The organism is Paenibacillus sp. FJAT-26967, assembly GCF_001541095.1.
Classification (GTDB): Bacteria; Bacillota; Bacilli; order Paenibacillales; family NBRC-103111; genus Paenibacillus_F.
The window spans coordinates 524450-550477 of the sequence record NZ_LMXH01000001.1; the positions used below are offsets into that span (position 1 = coordinate 524450).

The 26028-nt window shown below is 39.9% G+C and carries 19 protein-coding genes; 15 read left to right on the forward strand and 4 right to left on the reverse strand.

What is annotated here, in order from left to right:
• Window positions 1–287 precede the first annotated feature (287 nt).
• Window positions 288–1130: a D-amino-acid transaminase gene (dat, locus tag AR333_RS02480; RefSeq protein WP_068773761.1), complete on the reverse strand. Its 843-nt coding sequence runs from the start codon at window positions 1128–1130 to the stop codon at window positions 288–290.
• Between the two features lie 475 nt (window positions 1131–1605).
• Here dat and AR333_RS02485 point away from each other — a divergent pair, with 475 nt between their 5' ends.
• Complete coding sequence (locus AR333_RS02485; RefSeq protein ID WP_068773762.1) at window positions 1606–4230, forward strand: adenosylcobalamin-dependent ribonucleoside-diphosphate reductase; 2625 nt, start codon at window positions 1606–1608, stop codon at window positions 4228–4230.
• Between the two features lie 489 nt (window positions 4231–4719).
• Here the strand turns inward: AR333_RS02485 and AR333_RS02490 are convergent, their stop codons facing one another.
• The 3 genes from AR333_RS02490 to AR333_RS02500 all read right to left on the reverse strand — a co-directional run bounded on the left by AR333_RS02490 (window position 4720) and on the right by AR333_RS02500 (window position 7040).
• Window positions 4720–5328 (reverse strand): hypothetical protein, encoded by a 609-nt coding sequence (locus AR333_RS02490; protein WP_084783467.1) that lies wholly within the window; start codon window positions 5326–5328, stop codon window positions 4720–4722.
• Window positions 5329–5487: 159 nt separating this feature from the next.
• Window positions 5488–6132 (reverse strand): hypothetical protein, encoded by a 645-nt coding sequence (locus tag AR333_RS02495; RefSeq protein ID WP_068773763.1) that lies wholly within the window; start codon window positions 6130–6132, stop codon window positions 5488–5490.
• A 188-nt stretch (window positions 6133–6320) separates the two neighbouring features.
• The gene (locus AR333_RS02500; protein WP_068773764.1) at window positions 6321–7040 is read right to left on the reverse strand and encodes a helix-turn-helix domain-containing protein; all 720 of its coding nucleotides are present in this window, start codon (window positions 7038–7040) and stop codon (window positions 6321–6323) included.
• Between the two features lie 152 nt (window positions 7041–7192).
• Here AR333_RS02500 and AR333_RS02505 point away from each other — a divergent pair, with 152 nt between their 5' ends.
• The 14 genes from AR333_RS02505 (at window position 7193) to AR333_RS02580 (ending at window position 25450) form a co-directional block, all read left to right on the forward strand.
• A complete protein-coding gene (locus AR333_RS02505) occupies window positions 7193–8227 on the forward strand; it encodes a TniQ family protein (RefSeq protein WP_068773765.1) in 1035 nt (344 codons plus the stop codon).
• The gene (locus tag AR333_RS02510; RefSeq protein ID WP_068773766.1) at window positions 8221–8952 is read left to right on the forward strand and encodes a hypothetical protein; all 732 of its coding nucleotides are present in this window, start codon (window positions 8221–8223) and stop codon (window positions 8950–8952) included. The genes AR333_RS02505 and AR333_RS02510 overlap by 7 nt, the downstream gene beginning before the upstream one ends.
• 47 nt (window positions 8953–8999) lie before the next feature.
• Entirely contained in the window at window positions 9000–9677 is a 678-nt protein-coding gene (locus AR333_RS02515; RefSeq protein WP_068773767.1) for a TnsA endonuclease N-terminal domain-containing protein, read from the forward strand.
• Between the two features lie 139 nt (window positions 9678–9816).
• The gene (locus AR333_RS02520; RefSeq protein WP_172798788.1) at window positions 9817–11880 is read left to right on the forward strand and encodes a Mu transposase C-terminal domain-containing protein; all 2064 of its coding nucleotides are present in this window, start codon (window positions 9817–9819) and stop codon (window positions 11878–11880) included.
• Window positions 11881–11883: 3 nt separating this feature from the next.
• On the forward strand, window positions 11884–12912 hold the full coding sequence (locus AR333_RS02525; protein ID WP_068773769.1) for a TniB family NTP-binding protein: 1029 nt from the start codon (window positions 11884–11886) through the stop codon (window positions 12910–12912).
• A gap of 447 nt (window positions 12913–13359) precedes the next feature.
• Window positions 13360–13785: a hypothetical protein gene (locus AR333_RS02535; RefSeq protein WP_068773771.1), complete on the forward strand. Its 426-nt coding sequence runs from the start codon at window positions 13360–13362 to the stop codon at window positions 13783–13785.
• On the forward strand, window positions 13757–15619 hold the full coding sequence (locus AR333_RS02540) for a TniQ family protein (protein WP_068773772.1): 1863 nt from the start codon (window positions 13757–13759) through the stop codon (window positions 15617–15619). The genes AR333_RS02535 and AR333_RS02540 overlap by 29 nt, the downstream gene beginning before the upstream one ends.
• Before the next feature lie 65 nt (window positions 15620–15684).
• Window positions 15685–16062, forward strand: coding sequence for a hypothetical protein (locus AR333_RS02545; RefSeq protein ID WP_068773773.1), 378 nt, complete (start codon window positions 15685–15687; stop codon window positions 16060–16062).
• Between the two features lie 667 nt (window positions 16063–16729).
• Window positions 16730–17386, forward strand: a complete 657-nt coding sequence (locus tag AR333_RS02550; RefSeq protein WP_068773774.1) for a hypothetical protein — start codon at window positions 16730–16732, stop codon at window positions 17384–17386.
• Window positions 17383–19461, forward strand: a complete 2079-nt coding sequence (locus AR333_RS02555) for a hypothetical protein (RefSeq protein ID WP_068773775.1) — start codon at window positions 17383–17385, stop codon at window positions 19459–19461. The genes AR333_RS02550 and AR333_RS02555 overlap by 4 nt, the downstream gene beginning before the upstream one ends.
• Window positions 19461–21140: a hypothetical protein gene (locus tag AR333_RS02560; RefSeq protein ID WP_068773776.1), complete on the forward strand. Its 1680-nt coding sequence runs from the start codon at window positions 19461–19463 to the stop codon at window positions 21138–21140. Before AR333_RS02555 ends, AR333_RS02560 begins: the two co-directional genes overlap by 1 nt.
• Before the next feature lie 513 nt (window positions 21141–21653).
• A complete protein-coding gene (locus tag AR333_RS02570) occupies window positions 21654–22550 on the forward strand; it encodes a hypothetical protein (RefSeq protein ID WP_068773778.1) in 897 nt (298 codons plus the stop codon).
• Between the two features lie 582 nt (window positions 22551–23132).
• Window positions 23133–23393 (forward strand): colicin E3/pyocin S6 family cytotoxin, encoded by a 261-nt coding sequence (locus AR333_RS02575; RefSeq protein ID WP_068773779.1) that lies wholly within the window; start codon window positions 23133–23135, stop codon window positions 23391–23393.
• Window positions 23394–24130: 737 nt separating this feature from the next.
• A complete protein-coding gene (locus AR333_RS02580) occupies window positions 24131–25450 on the forward strand; it encodes a hypothetical protein (protein WP_084783471.1) in 1320 nt (439 codons plus the stop codon).
• Window positions 25451–26028 lie beyond the last annotated feature (578 nt).

The following is a 26028-nucleotide window of genomic DNA, read 5'->3' on the forward strand; positions in this document are numbered from 1 at the left end:
AAACGAAACTAAATAACCAGTCGCCGCTTGAATTCCGACGACTGGCTGCATAACTTGAAAGGTGTTTTGATCCCTGTCTCACAAACAGGGGTCAGTCCCAAAGCAGGGGCTGGTTTTGGTTTGATCTGTTCTGGCGTGCCGGGCAAACGGCAGATTGGAGCACCCGCATTGGCGCGAACGGTAATAACGGCAATACGGTTATTCTAGTGAACAGATAAAGTGGTTGCATGGAATGCGTCTTGATATAACGAATGTATATATGGCAGACAGATATTCAATCAGATAATTTAAAGAGAAGAGCCGCCCGGGAGCCTTGCTTCATAGGCTTGCTGCAGCCTGCGGATGATTGGGCCGGGAACACCGGCTCCGACAGGCCGGCCGTCCAGCTTCACGACTGGCGTAATCTCTGCGCCGGTGCTTGTAAGGAAAATCTCATCGGCAGCCCGAAGATCATCGACGGTATAGAACTGCTCCTTCACCGGGATCTGGAGCCGGGCGGCGAGCTCAAGCGTCACGGCCCGTGTAATGCCGTGCAGGATATGATTGTCCGCGGGATGTGTCCACAGGACACCGTCCTTGACCATCATGACATTGGAAGAAGACGACTCCGTCACGGTGTCTCCGCGATGAAAGATTGCATCATCTGCTCCGCGGTCGATTGCCTCCTGCTTGAGCAGAACGTTAGGCAGCAGGTTCAATGTCTTGATATCGCAGCGGTGCCAGCGGATATCTTCCAGCAGAACGGCTGCGATGCCGTTCTCAAGCTGTGCCAGCGGACGCTTGTACTCCGTGCACCAGCCGGTGACGATTGCTTCGGCGTTAAGCGGGAACGGATGAGAACGTGGAGCGGCGCAGCGGGTGATCTGGACATAGACGAGTCCGGACTCCATCCGATTCGCTGCTATGAGCTCCCCAAGCAGCTCCTCCAGGCGTTGGGCCGGGTATGGAAGGGTTATTCTCACTTCTGAAGCACTTCGCAGGAGACGCCGGAAATGGGCCTCTTTCTCAAATAGAGCGCCGTCATAAATACAGAAAACCTCGTAGATGCCGTCGCCAAAATAGTAACCGCGGTCCAAAGGTGAAATATGTACTTCTTCATCGGGAATAATACGATTGCCGGATAGCATCATGGCCTATTGCTCCTTTAAGCATCTAAATTCAAAACGGCGAACATCCGTTTCTTTTTTGAACAAAGCTGATTCTATTATATAGATGATATTGAGCTTACACAAATGGCAGAATGTGCGGCAGGAATTTGTTCAATAAATCGTTTCAGCTTCCCAGATTTAGGCCCTTTTCTTTTGGGGCGGGAGCGTTATAATGAAAGTCTGGCCTTTTCCAGAGGCTGATAGAATTTGTCGTAAATTGTCGAATATCATTAAAGAAACCCGAATGAAATAACGAGTAAGGCGAAGAAAAAGTGAGAAAACCGCTCCTAGTATTTTGTTAGGGAGCTGAATTCATAGGCGGTTTATTCGTAACACTAGATGTAGTGCTGTATAATGAATTTTGAATACTAGATGTTGTGCTTATTTACATACCGAGAATGGCGCAGTGGTGCGGGTTCACGGGTGAAGGATCAATGATTGGGAGGGTGTTGCAGTTTTGAAAACGATGCAGCGGAAAAGTTTGGAAGGTTTAAGCGAGAAAATCTTTTTGGACCGTTATGCTCTGAAAGATGCGGATACGAATAACACCAAAGTGGGTGACGTAGCGCTTGTACTGACGAAGGATGACCCGAAATTCCCTGCCAAAGAAGTGGGGGAAATTATTGCGCGCGACGGACGTAATGTGACCGTGAAGCTGCGCAGTGGTGAAACCATCGAGTCCAACATCGACAGACTGACCCTTAATATAGAGAAGACACCGGATGAGCTGTGGGAGCGTCTTGCCAAAGCAATGGCTTCGGTAGAAGCGACGCCGGAGAAACAGCAGGAATGGACCGAGAAATTCCGTTATGTACTGGAAGACTGGAAGCTCGTACCTGGCGGCCGGATCGCAGCCGGGGCGGATGCAAGCGATGAACTGACTTTGTTCAACTGCTACGTCATTCCATCCCCGCACGACAGCCGCGGCGGAATCATGGAGACCTTGTCGGAGATGACCGAAATTATGTCCCGCGGCGGCGGCGTCGGAATCAATCTGTCTTCGCTTCGTCCGCGCCGTGCCATCGTCAAAGGCGTAAACGGTTCTTCGAGCGGCTCTGTATCCTGGGGCGGATTGTTCAGCTACACGACAGGGTTGATTGAGCAAGGCGGAAGCCGCAGGGGCGCGCTCATGCTTATGATGAATGACTGGCATCCGGATGTGATGGATTTCATCACGGTCAAATCGACGATGGGTCAAATTACGAATGCGAATCTGTCCGTTTGCGTAAGCAACGATTTTATGAAAGCCGTAAAAGAAGATCTGGATTGGAATCTTGTATTCCCGGATACGAAGGATCCTGAGTATGACGAGCTCTGGAACGGTGACCTCGGCGAGTGGAAGAAACTCGGCAAAGAGGTTAAAGTATACCGCACCGTAAAAGCGCGTGAGATCTGGCATACCATCATTGAATCGGCATGGCGTTCCGCTGAGCCGGGCGTTGTATTCATGGAATATTACAATCAGATGTCCAACAGCTGGTATTTCAACCCGATCATTTGCACGAATCCGTGCGGAGAACAGGGTCTGCCGGCTTGGGGCGTATGCAACCTGTCCGCAGTGAATCTGTCTAAGTTTTATGACGAAGAGAACGATGACGTGGCTTGGGACGAGCTTAGCAAAACCGTCCGTTACTCTACCCGTTTTCTGGACAACGTCATCGATAAGACACCTTATCACTTCGAGGAAAACCGTGAGAATCAGCAGGGTGAACGCCGCGTAGGTTTGGGTACGATGGGCCTTGCTGAACTGATGATCAAACTGCGTATCCGCTACGGAAGTCCGGAATCTCTTGTGTTCCTGGACAAGATTTACGGTTTTATGGCACGTGAGGCTTATTTGGCTTCTGCTGACATTGCCGCCGAGAAGGGTTCCTTCAAGCACTTCGATACGGAGAAATTCCTCCAGAGCGGTTTTATGAAAAACATGGAAGAAGTTTACCCGGAAGTCAATGATTCGATCCGTAAAAATGGCATGCGCAACGTTACCGTCATTACTCAGGCGCCTACGGGCAGCACGGGAACTATGGTCGGAACGTCAACTGGGATTGAGCCTTATTTCGCATTTGAATATTTCCGCCAAAGTCGTCTTGGCTATGACAAGCAGTATGTTCCGATTGCGCAGGAATGGAAAGATGCGAATCCGGGGCAGGATCTGCCGGATTACTTCGTGACTTCGATGAGTTTGTCCGCGGAAGATCACATCCGCGTACAGGCGGCGATTCAGCGCTGGGTAGACAGCTCCATCTCCAAAACGGCGAACTGCCCGGCAGACTTCACCGTCGAAGAGACGGAAAGACTGTACGAGCTGGCGTTCGATCTGGGCTGCAAAGGCGTCACGATTTACCGTGACGGCAGCCGCGATGTGCAGGTTCTAAGTACAGGCGCTGAGAAGAAAGAAGAGAAAGCAGCGGCGGCGGCTCCGGCTAAGCAGGAGAATGCGGCGGTATCGGCGGAAGCCAAGACCCCGTCTGTAGATTCGCAAGCTCTGACTGTGCAGGATAACAGCGGATCTGTGACGGAGCAGGTCTTCGATAAAGAATACAAGCGCCGTCCGCAGATTCTGCGTGGTGCGACTTATAAAATCAATACACCTTTTGGCATGGCGTACATCACGATCAATGACATGAACGGCTCGCCGAGCGAGATCTTCCTGAACGTGGGCAAAGCCGGCTCCGACGTCTTCGCGATGGCGGAAGCACTCGGCCGCGTGTGCTCCTTGTTCCTGCGCTATGGCGATCACGGGAACAAAGTGAATCTGCTCATCAAGCATCTCAAAGGAATCGGCGGCTCCGGCGCGATCGGATTCGGCGCTAACCGCGTCGAATCCATCGCCGACGCAGTGGCGAAGGCGCTTGAGATGCATGAAGAGGCAATGGCGGGCGAGACCGGTGCAGAAGCTTACGTGACGGCGACGAGGGAAGTCGTCGAGGCGCCAGTCAGCTACAGTGCTGCTCCAGCTCCTGCGGCCATGCCGGTTGAGCTCACTTCGCTGGACCTGTGCCCGTCCTGTGGCTCCGCTTCGCTGGTGAACAGCGAAGGCTGCAAGAACTGCACGAACTGCGGGTACAGCCGCTGCTCGTAAGAGAGGGATGTTCGTACTCTCTTTTATATATGTGATTTTGCATAAAAGGTGAGAATTTTTGCTCACTAGGTGAGAAATATTCGTCATATATATTGAGAAAAATGACTTTATGCAAAAAACCGTATTTTTATTCATTTATGTATATGCTATAAAGACATTCAACTCATAAAATAAGCCTGTAGCAGTAAATTACATAGCTACAGGCTTATTTCATATTTAGAAATAATGGAGGCTAGATTTTAATTTTCAAAGTGCTTAAGATGCTTAATGTAGACTTTGAGACTATTGTTTTAGAGTGTTGAGACAAAAAACTTGAAGCGTCGCATTACTGCTATGATGGCGATTGTATTTAATAAGACATTTAATGGTCCGTGATTTACTTTGCTATTTCCGTTCCCTTGTTGGGCACTGTTTTGGATAGTGATCCTCCTTGGTGATAGGGAACACAATTTGGATTGTATATATTTATCAGAAATGTCGCACGAGAGCTTAAGGCTGCGCCAACAGTTGATCTTGCTGAAAATTGGTACGGGTGTGTCCTCCCGTTTTAAAACTGATTTCTTTCTTGGAAAATATATTGCCCTTACTATAGTATTCTATAATAATGAATTGAGCTTTATGGTTGACCTCATAGTAAATTCCTAATGCATATCTACAAACATGTTCTGGAAAAGTTTTACCATCAAACGACCAAATATCGTCGTAGCTATCCTTCGTTAGTGCGATTAATCTATATCTGTCACTTTCTTTCTCCTCTTGCTTCCTATTGGATTTTTTCATTTCTATCGCAACTAGATTATCCTGATGGATATTATTACCTCTGCTGTGGACAATAATATCACAATTTATCTTTACAACAATGTCCTTATGCCCACGAATTGTTTTTAAATGTGTTTTAACTTTACCATTTTTATTTCGATTGTATTCCACATCAACTTTATAACCAGCAAACTCAGAATTCTGCACCAAAGTATTAAGGTGTAACATTAGTGCTCCACACAGAGTCCTTTCAGAGACGTTTGAAAGCAATAGTTCAAGATCATCTTTAATAAATTTTTGATTTGCTTTTTCAAATATTTCAGTTAACCTTTCTTCCATAATGCCTCCATACTCGTTTTTTGAATTAAAATAGCAATTTCATTTGAAATTCTCTAAATTCAAGATCTAGCAGTCTTTTTTTCTTTCCTTAATGAGGATCGAAAGGCCCGAAACGTGTAATATGAATCGCAGTTTACGAAGCTTACATATAAAGTCCCATTATTTATAACCTTCATCTAGCTTCTTAATTAAACCAGTAATGCTATTTACTAAATACTCTAATAATTCATCACTCAATTGTTGGATTCCTTTGTAAATAGATCCACCAAAGGTTATTTCATCATCCCAATGGTCATATCTATGGACTAACTTATTTCTTATCAATCTTAGATTATTAAAAATATCAAGAATTCGATTGGTATCTTTTTCATTTATCCTTTTATTTAAGTACAGCTTCTGTAATTTTATATTGATATTCTTTACATTCCCAGGTTGTTGATTTAATTCATATAGGTTATCAATAAGCTTTTCAATTTCTGAAAACAAAATAATGATGAATGTCATTTTCTGATATTCTAAAAAATTCATCTCAATTCCCAAAATCTCCTCTTCAATTGGGATGTATACTTCATCTCTCGTTAAATAAATCTCATGACTTTCAGCAGATTTTAAAATTTCTTCTATATTATTTTCGATGTCCGTTCTTTCTTGATTTTTTTGAGCAAGAAGATCTTGATAGCACTTCATTGAGTAATTATAGAAATCAACTAAATGCTTTATACGATCATAAAAAATTAAAAACTCAATTTGTCCAGAAGCTGAATAGATTGTATGTTCATCTTCCAAATCTAAAAATCGTATCATTCAATTCTCCTTTGGTTCGCTGTTAATTTAATCTCTAGGGGTCTACTTCCCCACAGCTTGCTGCGAAGAACTAACTCGAAGTTAAGAGAATACCCCGCAGCTTGCTGCGGGGAAGTTTATTTACAAAAGATTATTCTTTAAAAAGAAAAAAAGAAACTATAGGTTTTAATCCCCGGTCTGTACACTTACTATGTCCACTTCTCCTTTTGTATCCTGTAAGTCTCCAAGCAACGTGTCAAAAATTCTCCTTCATCCTCGGTTAATGATTCCTTGTTTCCGCTTGTAATGATCATATGAATTCTCGATTTGGGTACTTCCATTGGGCCCAAAATGGTATTCGCTTGAAGGTCTTCTGCAGAGAGAACCTTCTCAAGAGGTAGTTCATTGAATTTTTTGAAAAATTGGATAACGACAAGGAAAAGCTTCAATTTATCAGAAAGACTAAACGTCTCTTTACTGTAAATTTGAAGGATAGAAAGCCGCTCCGCAATAGCTCCTGATTTAAATTTCTCATCGTCTCTCAAATTAAGAAGGGCGAGGTGGGGTGACTGAAGATTTGCCTGTTGAATGTGAGTGATAAGCTCGCGTAATTGACTAACGTCTCCGTTAACTAAAATGTAATCGACAGTATCCCACAGTATATCCTCAATCTCTGATATAAAAGCTTTAATCTCCTCAGGTGTCTTTTCTATGACTCCTACATTTACTAACATTTCGGGATCTCCGCCTGTTATTTCTGCAAGAGCCTTAGTTACCTCCTCGGATGCCGGTGGCTTGGCGCCTGATTTTAGCTTACTTATATAGGATCGATCAATGGTAATGCCCTTTTCTTTGAGTTGTTCTGTGATCTCTGTCAGGTTTAGGCCGCTCTTTTGAATGTACTGTTCAAGAAGTTGGGCATAGCCCATATCAATCACTCCTATCATACTGATGCATATCATTATACGCGATTCCATAAATTTGACAAATATAAGAAATGGAGTTAGGATATTCGTAGTCACATGCGTGACTAAAAAAGTCACTTGCGTGACTGATATAATATGGAGGTGCCAACATCCGTATGAAACTGTGCCTACTAGTACGTCCTGAACCGTTCCCTGATGAGAGCTTTAAAGGCTACATTATTCGCCTGTCCGAAGCAAACGGCTATCCTTTCCCCAATCGAATTTACAAAATGGCGGGACTCTATAAGTATAACAAAGGTATGAATGTATGTATGGTCGATGAAAAGGTTGATGTTTCACGTTTAAGTCAATTAACGACCTGGAGCGAGGAACAACTGCTTTCACTTAGCTTCTACAACGAGATCGCGAAGTTGGAACAAGACAAAAACAGCAGACTCGTTCACAAATTATGGCGTTTTGGCACCTGTGTATATAAACAGCAATTATGTCCTCTTTGTCTGATCGAAACTGCATATCACCGGAAATTGTGGGATCTGAATATCGTAACGACATGCCCAGTTCATTTGTGTTTTCTGATCGATCAATGTCCGCAATGCCAGAAGAAAATATCTCCGCATCGTTCGCATCTTTTGTACTGTAATTGTAGTTACGATTTTAGAGAAGCACAGGTAGAAAACGTATCGAAGGAACAAACGTATGTAACACAACTGCTTAATCGCAAAGTGTTTGACTGTACAACCTCAGATATTCCCATACAAAACGGACCTTTGGAACATATGGAGTTTCGACACATTGTTTATGTCATTATGGTTTTTTGCGATGTTATCTCATTATACTTTCGTGGCAATAAACGACTTCAATTCGCACAATTATTCAAGCAAACCGGGTTGCATCATCTTGTTCAACATTCGGTTCGTATCTTTGAACATTGGCCTGACTCTTTTGATAGTTTTGTAGACGAATTGAGAGAACTTCCCAAAGGTATGAGAGAGGGAGGACCAATGGGAAAGGAATTTGGATATTTTCATCAAAAGTTGCAAGAACGTTTATATGATCCGACCTTTATGTTTGTAATTCAGCGGCTTAACGAGTACCTAGATCAACACGTTTTAGTAAACCCCAAAGCAATCGAACGACTGAGGAAGAGATTAAACCAAAAGACAGCAATTCAAGTGAACACCCAGTGTTAAAGGATGATCAGCTTTGCACTTCCAAAGACGTTATGAGGCTACTCGCTATAGGTCAAGATCAAATCGCTCCTTTGGAACAAAAATCTATTATTAAATGCATAAGCGGCCCGACCGTAGACGGCAAGCAAGAATGGTTGTTTGATTTGGAAAGTGTAGAGAAGATCTTGAGTCAAATTCAAAACCATATGCAGGATCCACCGTCTGAAAATTCTTCCATGATTACTTTTCAGAAAGCACTTCATATATTTGTTAAATGGGGCCATACTTTACCTGATTTTGTGCAGAAGATCGTATCGAAATCAATCAGAGCATGTGGACGGACCCAAGAAGTCGGGTTGAATGGATTTCTATTCATTAGTAGCGACATTGAACGTGCTGCCAAGGGAACATGGATATCCGTAGATGATGCTGCACGTGAGCTTTCAACGAAAAGAGAGGTTATCATTTCCTGGATTCAAAAAGGTTTTCTGCAAGTTCGTGAACGTATTCGCAATCAAATTTATGCGATTCACCCAAAGGATTTCCACAAATTTATGAGATTATACGTATCAGCGATAGATTTAGTCAAACGGCATCCGCACATTCGCTCCTCTGAGAAACTCATCCGCTGGCTGGATAGTGAGGGGATACATCCCGTAACAGGGCCTAAAATTGACGATGGCCGCGGATATCTTTACAGGAAAAATCCTAAATTGAATAAGCTGTTAGGTTTAATAGATTCATAGATTGGAAAAGATAATTAGTAGATTCTAGAAAAGTTGGTGTCAGAAGAGTGGAAAAGGTTGCCAGAAAAATTCCGGTAAGTCGAGGGAAGCATTACCGTTGGAAAATACCGTTTCTCAAAAACGGAAAGATGATTCATTGTGAAAGTCGATTGGAGCGTGATTATGTGAGGTTATCTGATTTTGATCAACATGTCGTTGATCTAGACTATCAACCGCTATGTATACCTTTTCTTTTAAAGGGCAGGCAACGTTTTTATTATCCCGATTTTAAAGTTACGACAAGAGATGGTGAGGTACGACTGATTGAAGTGAAAGCACACTCTAAAGTATACAAGCCTGAAGTTAAATTGAAAGCTATCGTTGGCCAATTATATTGCAAGCAAAGAGGTTGGCAGTACATGCTCATAACTGAAGCGCAACTGTATGAGGACAGTTGTTTGCAATTTAATTTGGGCTACCTGAGAGCGCTTGGTCATCAACCGAATGTGCCTACCGATACATTGCAACTCGTATATGACACATTAATTTATTCGGGGGCCTGCACCATTGATATGCTCCGCGAAAATTGCCCCGGTATTGAAGATGAGTTTTTCTATGCTGCCATTTATAAGCTTATCTATTATCAGAAAGTGTTCGCTGATTTGATTACCACGGAAATATCCGACGAGACGATAGTATCAATCAATTCTAACCATGAGACTGGAGGAGAAGCATATGCGATCTAATAATCACAAAGCTATTATAGAGAAATTATTTATGCAAATGAACATGAATTTACTTTACCGTCTTCCCAGCGCAGAGAAGCCGAAGGACGGTGGTAAATAAATGCAAGGCTTTTCCTTTACGCCGGGAATCCGGTTCCGTATGAAGGATCTGGAATATATTGTTCGCAAAGAGAAAGGTAATGATATCGAAGTCACGAACTACTCGTACGACACCGTAGAAATGTTTCGTTTGGATGAATTGGTAGAAGCGTGGTTCAATGGGACGCTGGTGGTCAAACAGGATGATGTTCCCGAGAAAGCACAAGTAGCAAGGTATGATTTGGAGATGTATTCGGATCAAGAAAAGGAAGTAATGGAAACACGGTACAAAATTTTAGAGCCGATTATTCTCGGACAAATAAAACCTTCGGGATATCAAGCCTACATTGATGGATTACCCGAACAATTGCGTAAAATGACATCGGTTGCTTCAATCTATCGATGGAAAAAACGTTGGGACGCTTCACAGGATAAGAGAAGCCTTATAAAACGTAATGATTTAAAAGGTCCTAGGAAACGAAAAACGCCGACAGAAGTGATCGAGATCATTAGAGGCATTCTTCGTCAATTTGAAAAGGAAGGATTGAACATCTCCAACAGAAAAATACACATCGAGTTAAAGAAACGAGTGAAAGATATGAATTTAACTCGAGACGAAATACGAATGGTTAAGGCTTGCAGTGATACGACGGTATATCGGATTGTTCAGGAACTTTCGGATACGTACCAAAAAGATAAATCGAGACACGGAACCGTGCAAGCCAATTTAAACAAAAATGGCGCGACCGGTGAAGTGCATGTAGAACGGCCTTTAGAGAGGGTAGAACTTGACTGGACGCCGATAGACCTCATGATTGTCGATACGATGACACTAGATACAGAACGGTATTATCTCATTTATGCCATTGATAAGTTAACAGGATATCCACTTGGATTTTATATTTCTGAAAAGGAGCCGGATACGTTCTCCATAAAGCAATGTTTATTACATATGATGCTACCTAAGGTTCATATTCGCAGCTTGTATCCAAGGCTAAAGCACGACTGGCTTGCCTACGGTGTCCCGGAAACGATTGTCGTCGATAACGCGAAAGTTAATGATTCGGAAGACCTGGAAGAACTATGTACCCTGCTAGGCATTGAACTGCAATATCCGCCTGCGGCATCAGGGCATCTGAAAGGCTCCATTGAAAGGGCATTTGAAAGTCTAAATGAAAAGGTGTTCCATGGCATTCCGGGAACCACATTCTCCAATACTCAGCAAAGATCCCAGTATGATTCAGAAGGCAAGGCATGCGTAACGCTTCGAGCTTTATATGAAATCATCCATATTACTTTGATCGAACTCATAGCGAATGATTATGATACCTCACGAGGCGGTACGCCTCAGTTCCTTTGGACCGAGGCATTGAAAGACACGCGAGTGCAGAGGAAACTGCCGTTTAAGAAGGAAGATCTAAAGGTGCTACTCGGGACAGGGATTGAATATCGGACCATCACCAACAAAGGAATCGAGATTCAGGCTCAATTTTATCAAAGTCCCGAACTAATGAAACTGCGGGACCGCAAGGAACGAACCAATGACGATGCTAAGGTGAGAGTACGGTTCGATAAAGCTGATGTGAGAGTCATCTACGTCTGGGATGACGAGAATCGACAGTATCTGGAGGCATACCCGACCCGAAACAGTTTGCGCCGCAAAAAGATCGACCCGCAATACCCTGTTCATTATGCGCAGCTTCATAACTATTGCTATAACAATAATAAAGCATATCGGGAATTTGATACAGATCAGGTTGCCGTGGGATACCGTGAAATAGAAAATATTGTGAGCTTGAGCAAACTTGAAGTGGCAAAACTTGAAAAGCTGACACAAGATGAACGGGCTGCAAGGTATTATGCCGACATTTCGTCAATCCAGCTCGTATACGAAGCGCAGTTAACACCAGGTGGGCTAGAGACGCTTCAGCTTATGGACAACAGTGAAGTAAAACCTAGTCATAACAAATGGAACAACAAAGGCAAGAAAGCCGGAGGATCTCAACAATCTGTTCCATCAACAGGAGAACAACAAGACAGTAGGGTAGGTGCAACTGAGGTATACATTGACGATCTGAATGACGACGAAGACGAGGGCACTTCATTAAAACAAGCAAGGGGATAAACGATGATAGAGCGAATGGAGCAATTTCCATCATTACACGGTAACCCGGCAACATTTCAAGAGTATGCCAGACGGATAGAACATGTCAAAAAAATCATAGTGAAACATCCTAAGTTCAACGAAGCCATGAGGCAGCTCGAAGAAGTACACGAATTATCTAAGGAGTCCGTCTTGGCCGAAAGTTTATACATTGGGGGACGAACAGGTGTTGGAAAAACCACACTTTTGGAACAATACTTGGAACGATATCCCCGCAAAATGATGAAGACTTACACGCATGTACCTATCTTGTATGTGAAAGTACCTCCCAGAGCAAAGTCGCCCAAAGCGCTTGCTTCCAAAATCTTAAGGCAACTCGGTGATTTGCTTTTTGATAGCGGATCCGAAGAAAACATGACCGAACGAATTCAGACTTTCGTGCAAAAATGTCATATTGAAATGATCATATTGGATGAGTTCCAACACTTAATTGATCGGGATACGCAACATGTCCTTGCGTTGGCATCTGATTGGTTGAAGACACTTGCCGAGGAGATTCGAATACCGGTCGTTCTTTGTGGACTACCGGAATCCCAGCGGATCTTTGAGCACAATGAGCAACTCGATGGACGGTATGCGAATCGTATTTTATTTGAGCCGTTTCACTTCGGGAGCCGCGAGGAACAGTTGGAGTTCCGAAAATTTCTAAAATATATGGATGACCAGCTGCCTTTTTGTGAAAGTTCGAATTTGGGTGATCCACAGACAGCGGCGAAAATCTACTATTTTTCACATGGTGTCCCCCGTTATATCAAGGATATGTTACGAGAAGCAACGAAAATCGCTCTCCGAAAGGGGGAGGATTGCTTGACAGAGAGAGCGTTGCGGGATGCTTATCACCGAATTACTCGTTCTGTCCGCCCTTTTGCCATAAACCCGTTTGAACAATCTAATTTCGATTTGAGAGAGGTAATGGAAGTGGAGCAAAAGATGGAGGAGGCTTTCCTTAAGAAGTCCCAGGAGGCAAGAAAGCAGGGGCGCAAAAAGAAATGAAGAGTTCAACAGGAGAGCACTTGCGATGATGCAGGTGCTCTTCTTTTTTGTTTTTATAATCTAACAGGTTATAAATCTATCAAAATTGGAAATAATAGAATTATATCTAATAGAAAGGGTGAATTTTCATGATGATTATGAACACCTCATCTGGGCAAGGGGTGATCTTGCCATGGGGCATTTTATTCGATGGTCATTTTTACTCTTGCAGCCGAGCTATTCAGGAGCAGTGGTTTTCAAGTGCAAGCAGGATGATTTTAAGCAAAGTGAAGGTTTATTTTTTCCTTGTTACCCAGATATCATTCAGATCGAGCTCAACAATCGAAAGACTATCATCACTTGTTATGTGCTAAGTGATACTGTCACTCCTCTTAAAAATAGGCAAAAGTAATACAAGCAGTTACAGCGGCTTAAACAACGTTATCCAAGAAAGCGGAGAATGAAGCGATGAACGAACTAATAACGCTCGTGGAGCAAAATATCAAATCATACCAAGCATCGATTGAGAGAAATAAAAAATATTTTGATTACCCTTTTACAAACAATAGTGATCATTATTACAAATTAATACTTCTTCATGATCGTTTGGAATGCTGGGAGAGTATTCTTAGGCTTCTTTTTCGGTTTAAAAACAATCGAGTGGAGACCGTTGAGAAACAAAGCGACTTGTTTGACAAAATGATTAAGGTTCAAACAAGCGGTGTTCCTGGTTTTGTAACGAAGCTCACAATAGCTCGCATGTTGGACTATATGAAAACATTGGAGTGGAGAATAGAAGAACTTCATGGGATTTGGAAAGTCCCGGACGACGTGAAACGGAATGATAAACTGGAGGGTACCGAAGATGTTACTGATAAGGCCGGAGGTAATTGAAGGAGAGAGTCTGGCGAGCTTCACACATCGGCTAGCCAAAGCGAATGTGTATCCTTCCGGCTCAAATTTGGCTAAGATACTGAGGTGTGATGCGCCACGAATTAGCAAAAATGATTTCGATGACAAGATGGTAGAAAAACTGAGTCAAATCTCCGGATGCGCTGCTGAGAAATTAAAAGCCATGTCAGCTGAGGTGTTTCAATCCGTTCTGGGAGAGACGTTCTATCAACAAATGATCCAGCGTCGTCGGGTAAAATACTGTCCGGCATGTATCACGGAGGGAGTGCATCGACACTGCCGGATCTGGCTGTTGTATCCTTTAACCGTTTGCACTGAACACATGGTATTGCTTATAGACAAATGCGATGCGTGCGGAGCTTACATTAGTATGGACAATTATATGAGAGGGAAATGTTCCCGTTGTGGCCATTCCTATCTTGCATCTCCCTACAAGCGGATAGAGCCAGAAAGTATAGTGTACTTATCACAAAAGGACTTAACTGACCGAATCTCTGGAAGAAGAGAGTCACTAATTTTTCCTGAATTATCATTGCAGCAATATTTGTCACTTGCCTATCACAGTTTCTATCTGTTAGATGGTATGACCAGTTTTACTCATAATGAACTAATTCCCATCCGCGGCTTTCTTCGTAATAAGAATGGCCAACAGAGTGTTGAGAATGCGACAACTGCATTTGCTAATGTGCACTGGATGTATAGTAATTTTCCGACCCATTATTATCAGGTGCTGCAGGCCTTCTTCCGACAAAAATATCGTACCAAATACGAGAAGAAGGCATTCTATGAGAATGTATTCTCAGACAGGGCGTTTCTTCCTATTCAAAAGGCATATGATGATTATTGGTTGGAGCAATGGCACGAAGGCAAGATACGATCGGATTTCTCAGTATTCAAGTCTAATCAAGCTTTACTTACAAAACGTGTGTTTTTATCACGCGAGGAGATCAAGGATAAGTTTGGCTTTGGGAAGGTAGAAAAGCTGGCGGATAGTAATATGATTCAAACGAAAATCTTAAAACAAGGAAGCAGGAAACGATATTTTGTAGAAAAAAACTCGTTGGAAAAGGCCGTTCAAAGAAGGGGACAATTCATTACCCGAAAACAAGCAGCGAGTTTACTGGGGATTGGTCGAGATGCGGTACCGTCAATCCTGCAAGCCGGCTTATTGCATGAACACAAAACACCATTCTCCGAAGACACGCTTTTAGTGAAAAATGAAGTCGCGGAGTTAATGAAACGTTGCCGCGGCCGAAAAGGAGAGAAGACAGATGATGATTTGTCATTCCATCAAGCATTAATAAAGTTTTCTGTGAATGGGCTGACTATTGTAAAACTCATTATGTTCATAATGGAAGGTAGACTTTCCCCACGCACATCCTCTCCAGAAGAAAAACTCTCCGATTTGTTTTTTAACGAGCAGCAGTTGTGGGAATGTGTTTCTGATCTGAGGAGGGAAAAGCAGCATTCGGATGGATATTACATGAAAGATGTTATGCTTTTACTGCATGTTGGTGAAAGCACCATGAACCGCCTGATGGTCGAGGGAATATTTGTGCCAGAACGAATTTTATTGTTAAGGGATGGCAGAAAACAGTACCTATTTAACATGTCGTATATAGACAGATTCCTAAGTGAACACGTCACGATTGATCAGGCGTCAAAAGAATTTCAGGTATCAGAAGTGACCATACGCCGAAGGATAAAGGAAGGCAATCTACAAGATGCAATGAGGGGGATCGGGAAAAAGTATTGGCAAAGTAGAGCAGAAATACGGAAAATAGTTCTTTGTCATATTGCATCACCTGCGGCCTGACTTCATTAGGTGCTTCTTCAAGAATTATTGAGTTTACAAATTAAATAGATTGGAGTTGAACGTACGTGACGTTGTTAAATGATGCTGAGAAAGTGAACTCTTTGATTCATATTTTAGATCGTCATATTAAAAAAATTCCGACTGAAGGCACCTTTGCATATTATCTGGAATCACTATGCATTTTTCTGAAAACGAAAGACGCAATTCTCCGAAAGGAAGCCATCTATAATAGTGAATTATTTATCGACACTATATCTCATGTTTTAAGAAAACAACTTACTTATAAACATGTTATTGGTTCTTTAATAGCTGCGTTTGATAAAGTCGGATACTCAGACTCAATGGATGCAGCGGCCATTATTATTGAGTTTGAGCAGTTTCTTAAGCAGATGCCCTCAGAAGAAGCCGAAAATGTGTATAAGGAACGTTGGGGTGAATCATAAAACTAGTCTTGACAATATTACGAAAATCCCGGATAGCACCTCAGTCAACTTGGTGCGTAATCCGGGATTTTCGTAATATTAATATAATAAGCATTTATCTTAGAATATTTGAGAGATTATTTGACATGATCGTTCTGGTTTTTTTGTTAATCTTAATATCTCAACTCTCGGTGCGACCAAGCCTAGGGTGTGAAGTTTAGCAGGTGGAAATCCTGCTTGGGAAGGCTAAAGCCAAGCTACCAATAGCGAGTCGTGGACGGCTGAAAGTAATTTCAGACTTAAGCGAAGACAGAAGGTAGCAAGCCTGAGATGGCCTCCCTTCTAGCGTCTGCAAGGGAGAATCCAGCCAACTGGCGAACCTGAACGTTTGCGCAATGCAACTGGGTCGAGGTGCTTTAAACAAGCTACATGGTCATTAGAAATTTGTGCACCATACAAGCGACATTGACGAGTGGTACGACTTATCCGTGAATCCTAGAGTTGGAGGGAACTCCATTATATACCGCTTTATGTATATCAAATAGATCGTTTGTAGAAAGAGGAAAAAGAAGGAAAAGGTCGAAATATATCAAGAATATTACTATTTTTCTATAAGTCAATAGTCATATTTTAAGTGGTTGAGTATTGATCGCGGTGAAAAAAAGAACTATAGGAGATTTAGATTTGTATGGATATAGACTATGGAAAAATCAGGTTATACAAGGATCGTATCAGAATATTTTTTATAATCTATTTCTTTGGCGAAGAATGCCAAGATTCAAGTCGGCCGAATTGTTGTAAAGTTCTGCAATCTGAAGTGAAAATTCAAAAAATAGATTTTTTATTAAGAAACCCGGATTACCTCGCATATGAATTGCTGGAACTAATAAAGACTGGAACAGTGAGTAAGACAGAAATTAGAGATGTTATAAAAAAAATATTCGTCGATAACGAACCGGAAGTACGCAGATTAGAAATGGAAAAGTTCTTTTTTGGTGCCTATGAAGACATAGATCATGTTATTGCATTTTTGATTTCGTGTGGGTTTATTGAATATTCAAGTGAACGCGATACAAGCTTAAGAGTGATTAAAAAGAGTTATTATGTTACAGATGAAGCCGATGAGAAAATGGCTGAGAATCTCAAAAGTCTTGGATTGTCAAATTGGTATGTTAATAGGTGTGGGTTAATCAAAAAGTATTTCGGTGATTATTCTGGTTCAAATTTAAAAGCCCTCCAATATCAGATTGAGGAATATAGAAATACTTCTTATAAAGAGTATATTACCGATATTCAAGAACTCGTAAAAAAACAGTTTTTTAAGGAGTTTGGTGAGAGTCTATGAATAATGATTTAGAAAGTATCATTAATAAACTAGTGGAAGAATTCAAGCATGTAAATATTAATCAAGCAAAGGCTCTTATTAATTTCGATTCTGCAATCGAAGATATGCCCATTTCAACAGGAAAGAGATTGGTTATAAATTATCTGGAATTTAATGGTCAAAAGAAAAACGGTGAAAGTATAAATTTCATAAAGGAGTTTGAACAAGGTGTAAATATAATTATTGCAGACAACTTGAGAGGTAAGTCTACAGTCTTTAAAGTTCTAAAGGCTGCTTTAACTGGAGATGTAAACAGTATTAAAGCTGATGTTAGACAGTGGATAAAAAACGTTACTTTAGGTTTTAAGATTAGTAATAAAGACTACACGGTAATGATATCTTTGGAAAAAAGATTCAAAGGAATTCTATATAGTATTCCATGGAAAGAGCTTGCTGATGTTAATTCTATTGATGACAAGATCATTTTCCAGGCGAATAATAACACAAAATACTACGATGAAATTCAGAAGTTTTTCTTCAATCAATTTTCCTACTATTCTTTAAAATGGACTCAAAAGTCTTCAGCAAAAGACAGCAATGACCTTGTGGAAGCAAGTGCAAGTTGGAAAACATACTATAAGTCTATTTATTTAGAATCAAAAGATAGTGTGTCTTTCTATGGGGGACAGGATCAGAAGGTTTTTCAAATGTTGTTAGGTTTTGAATATACTAATTTGATAAACCATCTCAGCGTCAAGAGGGATATGTTGCTGTTTGAGTTGAGCAAGCATAAGGAATTTGAGAACCGGAAGGACAATGCGGCAAAAAACGAAAATGGTGAAATTGAACATAAATTGGAGCAAATTCAAGGAAAACTAGAGCAAATTAACAATAATTCACTAATGCAAGAACTTTCTCGACTTCAAAATGAATATAATCGAATGATAAGAAAATTGAACCATACTAATACAGAAACGTTGAAGACGAGTCAAGAATCTCAAAGAGCAATTAAAAAGCAGGCGGAACTATTAAGAAAACTTGAGGAGTACGAATACGAAGAAAGAAGAATTCGTAAGGAAATGATAAGATATAATCGACTCCTTAACGATTTATTAGAATATATAGAGATTGGGCAATTTTTTTCTAATCTAGACATTAAGTGTTGTCCAAGTTGTAATCAAGAGGTAAATAATCATCACTCTCAAATTGATGAAATATGCCCTTTATGCCACGAGCATGTAAAAATCGATGATGAGAATAGGCAAGTTTATCTCCATAAGATTGAAGAAACAAAAACACTACTAAAGAAATTAGAAAATGAGATAAGTTTAATTAAAGTGAAGATACAGGAAATTAAAGATAATTTGGAACAAGCGAATCGCGAAGTTGAGGTAATAAGAAATCAGCTGAAACTACAGGGAAAATATGAAGAAGAAATGGAATCTGAGCTCTCTAATATTATCGGTAATATTAATTTGGTTAGACAAAATAGTAGTGATATATCGGAAGAAGAGAAAAAATTAATAGCTGAACGTGCTGTGTTGCTATACAAGAGGGATAGTGCTAGTGATAATAGTAACGAACAGATAATCGTAGAAAAAATGGAAGAGGAACTAAAGATACTAAATTCAGCGATTGATTTCCTGGATCAAAAAAGGTATGAAAAGAGCAAAAATATTTTAGACACATTGGCAAGTATGATGTTGGCAGAGATCCATGAATTTGGACTTGAATCGATAACAGATATTGAGATCGATAATAAATTTAATGTAACTTATATACAAAATGATGTTAGTATGAAATTTGATGACATTGCAGAAGGTGAACAGTTAAGAGTAAAGCTTGCTTTTTACTTAGGACTAATGCAGTTAGACATAGAGAAAAATTTTGGTCGCCATACACGATTTCTTATTATTGACAGTCCTAATAAAGAAGAAGGGGATTCTAAATATTTGGAAGGGTTAAAGGATGTACTAATAAATATAAACGATAGATACGGTGAAAATTTGCAAATAATTATTGGTACTGCAACTCGTGAATTAGAGAACGTTTTAAAGAATCAAACGGTCTACCCTAAAGGAGATTATGTGTTCTAATGAAACTAGGTGAAGAATATTTTAATTGGGAGCTGAAGGAAAGAATACGATATTGGGATGAAGAGAATTTTCTCTCTGAAGCAGAAACATTAAATGAAAAAGAAATTTATCTTTTTGCTAAAAATGTTTTGAAAGAATCTAGTGAAAAACTATATTGTAAGCGAAGAGCCTTACAGGATCTACTAACCTTGGTCTACAGGGGGAAAGTGAAGCCACGACGAATTATTGGGTTATTGCTTGATGAGTGGGAAGGGGAACAAGAGACCAGTTTGGAATGTTTACGCCTTAAGTACTTATCTTTATTTTATCAGAATGAATCGGATGATATAAAAGAAATTCTAAAAGAAAAATCTAATGATAAGAATTGTGAAATAGTGTCAGAAGCAAGTTATCAAATGGGATTAATCCAAATTTTCGATGCAAACGATACATTATCGAAAAAAGATTACCAGATTAAAATAGCAGCGGCAGAAAGTTTTTTTGAATCAGCAGAAAAAAATGATGATAACAGAATAGATGCCAGGATACTCAAACTTATCTGTCAATATTTAATAGATAGTTTATCCTTCAAGTCAAAGTCCGCAGATGAGTTATACTTACGTATTATGGCTTTAATTTGGGAAACAAGATTACTTTCGTTAGATGAATGTTCTAATGCAGTATTTATTGGAATTAGTAGATGTATTTCAAAGTTACAAAAAATTAAGTGCGAGAATCCTGATTATTGGATAGATTACAGAAAAGAATTTAATTATTTATGTGTTCAATTTTATGAATTGAAAAATGTTGAGTATAAAGAAAATTCCTTCTTTGAAAAAGTAGTAAAGGATACAAGCGAAAAAATCATTGAGCATTTTATTGAACCAATATTTAAGTTTAATTATAAAGCTGCTCTTTCAAAAATAGATGTTTTACTAAATCAAGATAGTATAGTTGACGTCGAGAAAGGGTTTTTAAATTACTTAAAAAATATTGTCATCAGTGATACTATTTCTGGACAAGATACAAGTCTTAGTTATATTAAAGAGATTTATCCAATGGTTAATGATACTGATATAGAAGAATTTATAAAAGGTTTGCATGAATCCAATAAAACTGTTGCAGTGTGGAAGCTTCTTGAAAGTACAAAACGTTATTCATATGATGTGTTATTAAATTCAATTGTTAATGCATGTGTAAAATTACAAGGAAATCATATATATCGAAATGCCTCTGAAGATGATAGGAATGGATTTATAAAGAACATCTTGGAAACAGCAGGATTTTATGTAAAGGATCAAACAAGGTGGGGGATTTCAAATACTGGTAAATCTGCAGGTGAAGTTGATCTCCTTATTGAAGAAAAAAATTCTCCATACTCAATTATTGAAGCACTGAATTTATCATCTTTAAATGAAAATTATTTAAATCTCCACATTAATAAGATTTTTAAATATGACACCACAGGACTTCCATTTAATTTTATTGTTAGTTATGTGAAGATAAAAGATTTTGGTGTATTTTGGGAAAAATATAAAAAGCATATCACTGAACATAAATATCCAGCTGAATTAGAAACTATTGATTTTAGTATAGACAACGAATTTTATTATTCGGGGATTAAAATTGTATTAACTAAGCATAACAGGAATGGCGTGATAACTGGATTATATCATATATGTGTTAATATTTCTGAATAAAAATAGCGTGTAGAGCTAAAGTAACGGCTAAATCTGGGTTTTCTAGATGGAATATAACAAGGCTAACTGGCCTAGAGCGTTTCGTTTAAGCAGTAATTTTGAAAATGAAGACAAAAAGAGGTAGCATGAGGCGTTCCAAGTTGGTGTGATGTTTTCTTCGCTGTGTCTGCCTGCTTCGCAGGTCGGCCGAGTCGGTGCACAGAGCCGAACGCCTCACTTCCTGAAGTACACACGGACCTCCCGGTTTTAGTAGATTTAATCGGCCAATACTTCCTTTGGGGACACCTGGAGCCGGACCTTGTTCCATCGCTATACTGTACGCTTGTTTGAGGAGACAAACCATTACGATTGTCTCCAAACGTTTAGTTATACACAGAATTCAAAAATGTTTGCGCACAACCGATATGAGATCATACTCGGGTTCAGTGGCTTTCTTTCTGGTTGACGTGGTCCTTTGACATAGACTTACGACAAACTTCAAATTTGATACAATACAGAAGAAAGGTGGGTTTAATGAGAGAATATCGAATAAGTGGAGTGACCTTTTCGGGTGTTAAAGTGGATGAAGCTGTTAATGCATACTCGTTACCTTCCGCGCTACGCGTAATCCTTCTCAAGTACAACGAAAGACTAAAGAAACCCTACACTATTTTTCTCATAAGCACAATTGAAGATATTTCACAGTTGCCCGATAGCAGGCCGTTACGTCCGATTGATCCGCTCTTGTCCGATGATAATGTCATTAGGATTGGTGCCCTGCTAAAAGCGAACCTTTTCGTGACGGAAGAGGATAAATCGCGCTTTATAGGTTATTTCCATCCAATGGTACGCAGAGCAGTATCTTGGCTATGGACGGATGCTTCCATTGCAACTCATGAGGATAAAGAGCAGGAAATGTACTCAGCCATAATCGCAGAATTTTTGCCGTCGTTCTCTCCAGAGCTTGGAAGGTTAAGGAGGTACATTAAGCTCTGCGTTCAACGTAGATTGATTCGTGATTGGAACCAGGAAAAGTACATTAATGCCGGGAAAACAACAGCACGGCCTAAACATGAACTCTTGGAGGAATATAACCGCCAGCTTCAAGCGCGTGATATACCGTTAACCGATGAGGGAGAGCGACAAAAGCTAATAAACGCTTGTATCCGAATTATTCAGGAAGGTACTGAGTTGACCATGAACAATCGTCGCGGATTGTTTGAGTGGGTCGTTCGCACAGGCCTACATCGGGAATTAATAAGATACAAGAAGCAGGTCGAGGCGTTGGACCTGGTGTACGGTACAACTTCAATGACTGAAATCGAGGCTGCAATTACATTGGGAGTATCTCAGCAAACGTTAAACAAGAACAAATGCCGTGGTGAGGCCAGCCTCTTTAAATATATAAAAAAATTTTTTGTAGATAATTAAAACGTCTGTAATTTGGATCTTAAACTCGGGAACCATTCCCTGTACAGGTTTTAATCTGTATTGTATGATAGTTATATAATATTAATAAATTTAAAGTGACATCTATTTTTCAATCCATCTAACCGCTATTTGTTATTTATACCCCACATGTAATTTTCATTTTTTTAATATGGACGTTTTTTGTAGCCAGTCCTGTGTTATGTGCAAGCAGCAAGTAGCTTTATCTTTTCAGATCTCCTTATGTGACTTCAGGTCCCAGTGCGCAGCTGTTATTAGCTGCCGCATTGGGGCCTTTTTTTGTTCCCCCCAAATTTCGTTAAAAATCGGCCAAGAATTCATAACAATATATTAAAGGACTTGGCCCAGAAGGATTGACGAAGACAGTAGCTCGCTCTTTCTTGTTTTCCTATTTTTCATTAAAGATCAGCCAAAAACTCATATCAATACATTTAAACGATAAGGCTCAAGTGGCTTGCCGGTAAAGGCAACCCACTTGGGCCTTTTTTTGTTTTCTCCGCAACATCTGCGGTCGAGCGCTGGACTTCCAGCGCTTTTTTTATTTCTTCCAAAGGAGCGATGTAAATGAAGACAAGCACTGACTGGACAGGCATCCCGGGTTCGAAGTATCCTCTTCTTATGGCACTTCGACCCACCAACATGCGAAATAAAAACCAGCGAATCTACCGGGATGCTCAGGGTTACTACTACCATAAGGACGCTTTGCATAGCGAGGTAGAGGTCTATGATACCCGGGGCAAACATCTCGGTGTCAAGACTCCCGAAGGTGACTGGCATCCGAAAAAAGGTCAGGACAAGCGGAAAACCCTTAAGGGAATCATTTAATCTCCTCAAAGCCAGCTGGCAGTAGAATCTGCCGGTTTGCTTTATTCGGTGTTCTATTCGATTTTTATGAAGAGTAGGTTCCAGCAGATTTCCTTAAGCCTCAAAGGAAATCTCGCATAATGCGTCGAAATCTATCTGTAGAATTGAGTCGAGTATAAGTTGGTCTTGTCATATTTTCTTGGCTGAATTGAATATCTGGAACTTTAGAATCCAATCCAAGGAGTGCAAAGTATATCGCTAATCAGAAAAACCTTAATAAATAGGAATCGAGTAAATAGTTTTCTAAAGCTGAATACAGATGAAATTCTTGTGAAGGATTTTGATCTTCACGGTAAATGCGTTAGTTTCTATTTACTTGCAGGAAATTGTCATGCAATAAAAGATCCCTCAAGACAATGTTCATTGTTTCTTCAAGGTCTTAATGATCTTTGGGATCATAAAGAAGAAGGTAAATCAAATCCGAGGCATTGCCCTTATATTAATCAGTTAATGTTGGAGCAACCTGAGCGAATGTTCCCAATATACTTTTACAAATACAAATGTGGGCATTACGGTACAGGTTAAGGTCAACACAGGAGTTGTATCTCTGGAACATTAGGCAAAGCATTGCCCAAAATTCTTTTTGGTTTTGAAAGGCATATAAATTGCGGAGCATGTAATGAACCAGACCACTATACTCTAAAGAGTTTTAATAAGGATTACTACACCCCCAAATTGATGATGAGAGGAATGTTATTGTGTTAGAGTCAATAAATATATTGAAAGAAAAAATATATCATCATAAAACTAAGTCGTATTTTAACGAAGTCATTAGTTCAATCGAACATCGAAATTATAGATCAGCAGTTGTTATGCTCTATTCGGTTGTAATTTGTGATTTAATATTTAAGCTAATGGATTTAAGGGATATCCATAACGATGACAAGGCTAGAAAAATACTGGAAGACCTAAATGCAGAGAAGGAAGATACACCAGTTTCACCGGCATGGGAAAGTAATTTAATTGAAAAATCATTTAAGGAAGCTAAGCTTTTGGAGAATGACGTTTATACTCACATTGTAACCTTGAAGAGTTATCGGAATTTATCGGCGCACCCTGTTTTGAGTTCGATAGATATTCTATATGAACCTAATCTTGAACTAGCGGTGTCGCTCACTACTAATATGCTTGAGGGATTACTGACCAAGAGTCCCATATTATCGAAAAATGTATTTAGCCCTTTCATGGAAGAGATAGAACGAATAAAAAATGAGTTTGCAAATTCAGAAAGGCTTGAATCTTATATCCACTCTAAATACTTGCAGCATTTTAATAAGGAATTGACCGAATATATCTTTAAGAATTTATGGAAAATTGTATTTAGGAATAATGGCGATAAAGAAAGAAAAAATCGAGATATTAATTACCAGGTACTCATAATCATTTATCAAAACAACGAGGGCATCTTATTTCCGTACATAAAGAACGAGAGTACGTATTTCAGCGAATTTTTGGACAATAGCCTTACAATTAATAAGTTCGTAGATTTCTTAACTCTATACCCGAATGTATACCCTTTATTAAGCGATCACGCGGCGGAACTATTAAGAAACCGAATCCGGGATAACTACAAATTACTCATTAAAGCTCATTTTCTATCAGGATCATTTGAAGAGCATCTCAATATGCTCGAAGAAAAATTATGGGAGCAAAGTTATTATTACCATAATCAACCTTACGTTCACAATTACGAACTACAATCAAATGAGGTTAGATTTCTATATCAATTGTCTGAAAAAAATCAATGCGTAACACAATTTTACGATACCATGATTAGTTACTACGTTCACAGTGGTCAATATAGTTCGGCTGAACACGCATTTGATAATTGTATCGAACCTTATTACAAAAACTTTACTGGAGATCACTTCAAGGATCTACTAAGTGAAGCAAATTATAACGAGCAGTGTTACCAAAGAAGGTATGCTGGTTCTCAACATAATCGTTTGTTAGAGGAAGCGAAAAAACATTTAGATGATGATTTTGATTTTAAGAAAGAATACCCTAATTTATTTTAGTAATGCTTTTGGGAGGATAAATGGAGGAACTTAAGAGGGATAAAAGATAATTCTATAAAGCTATCTTGCACACTGAGGACTTACCTTCCCCATACAATAATTTTCTACTTGGATGCTGCCAAGATGCATTGTTGATATTGCATAGATATTTATATGAAAATGGCTGTATCACTTTGAAGCTAGTTGGCGCTGAATACCACGGTGATAATGGAGAAATCATGAGCCATGCATGGCTTGAATTTGACGGAACGATTGTAGATATCACACACTCTCAATTCAATGAAGTCGATGATATTATAATCATAAAAGAGCGGGATTTACATCAAAAGTTCATTGAGAATTACAGGTATAGAAAGCCATACTGGGAGAAATATACGGATGATCATACATCGATTATGCTCGACTCTTTCTATAATAGGGTTATTAAAAATTTGAACATTAGTGGGATGAAATAATGAGTAAAGACCTGATTGAGAGGCGGGACTGACCCCGTAATGTGAGACAAAACAAAACACCTTCAAGAAAATGCTTCATGTCGTAAGATATGGAGGACAACTTTGGAGGTGTTTTTGCATTGC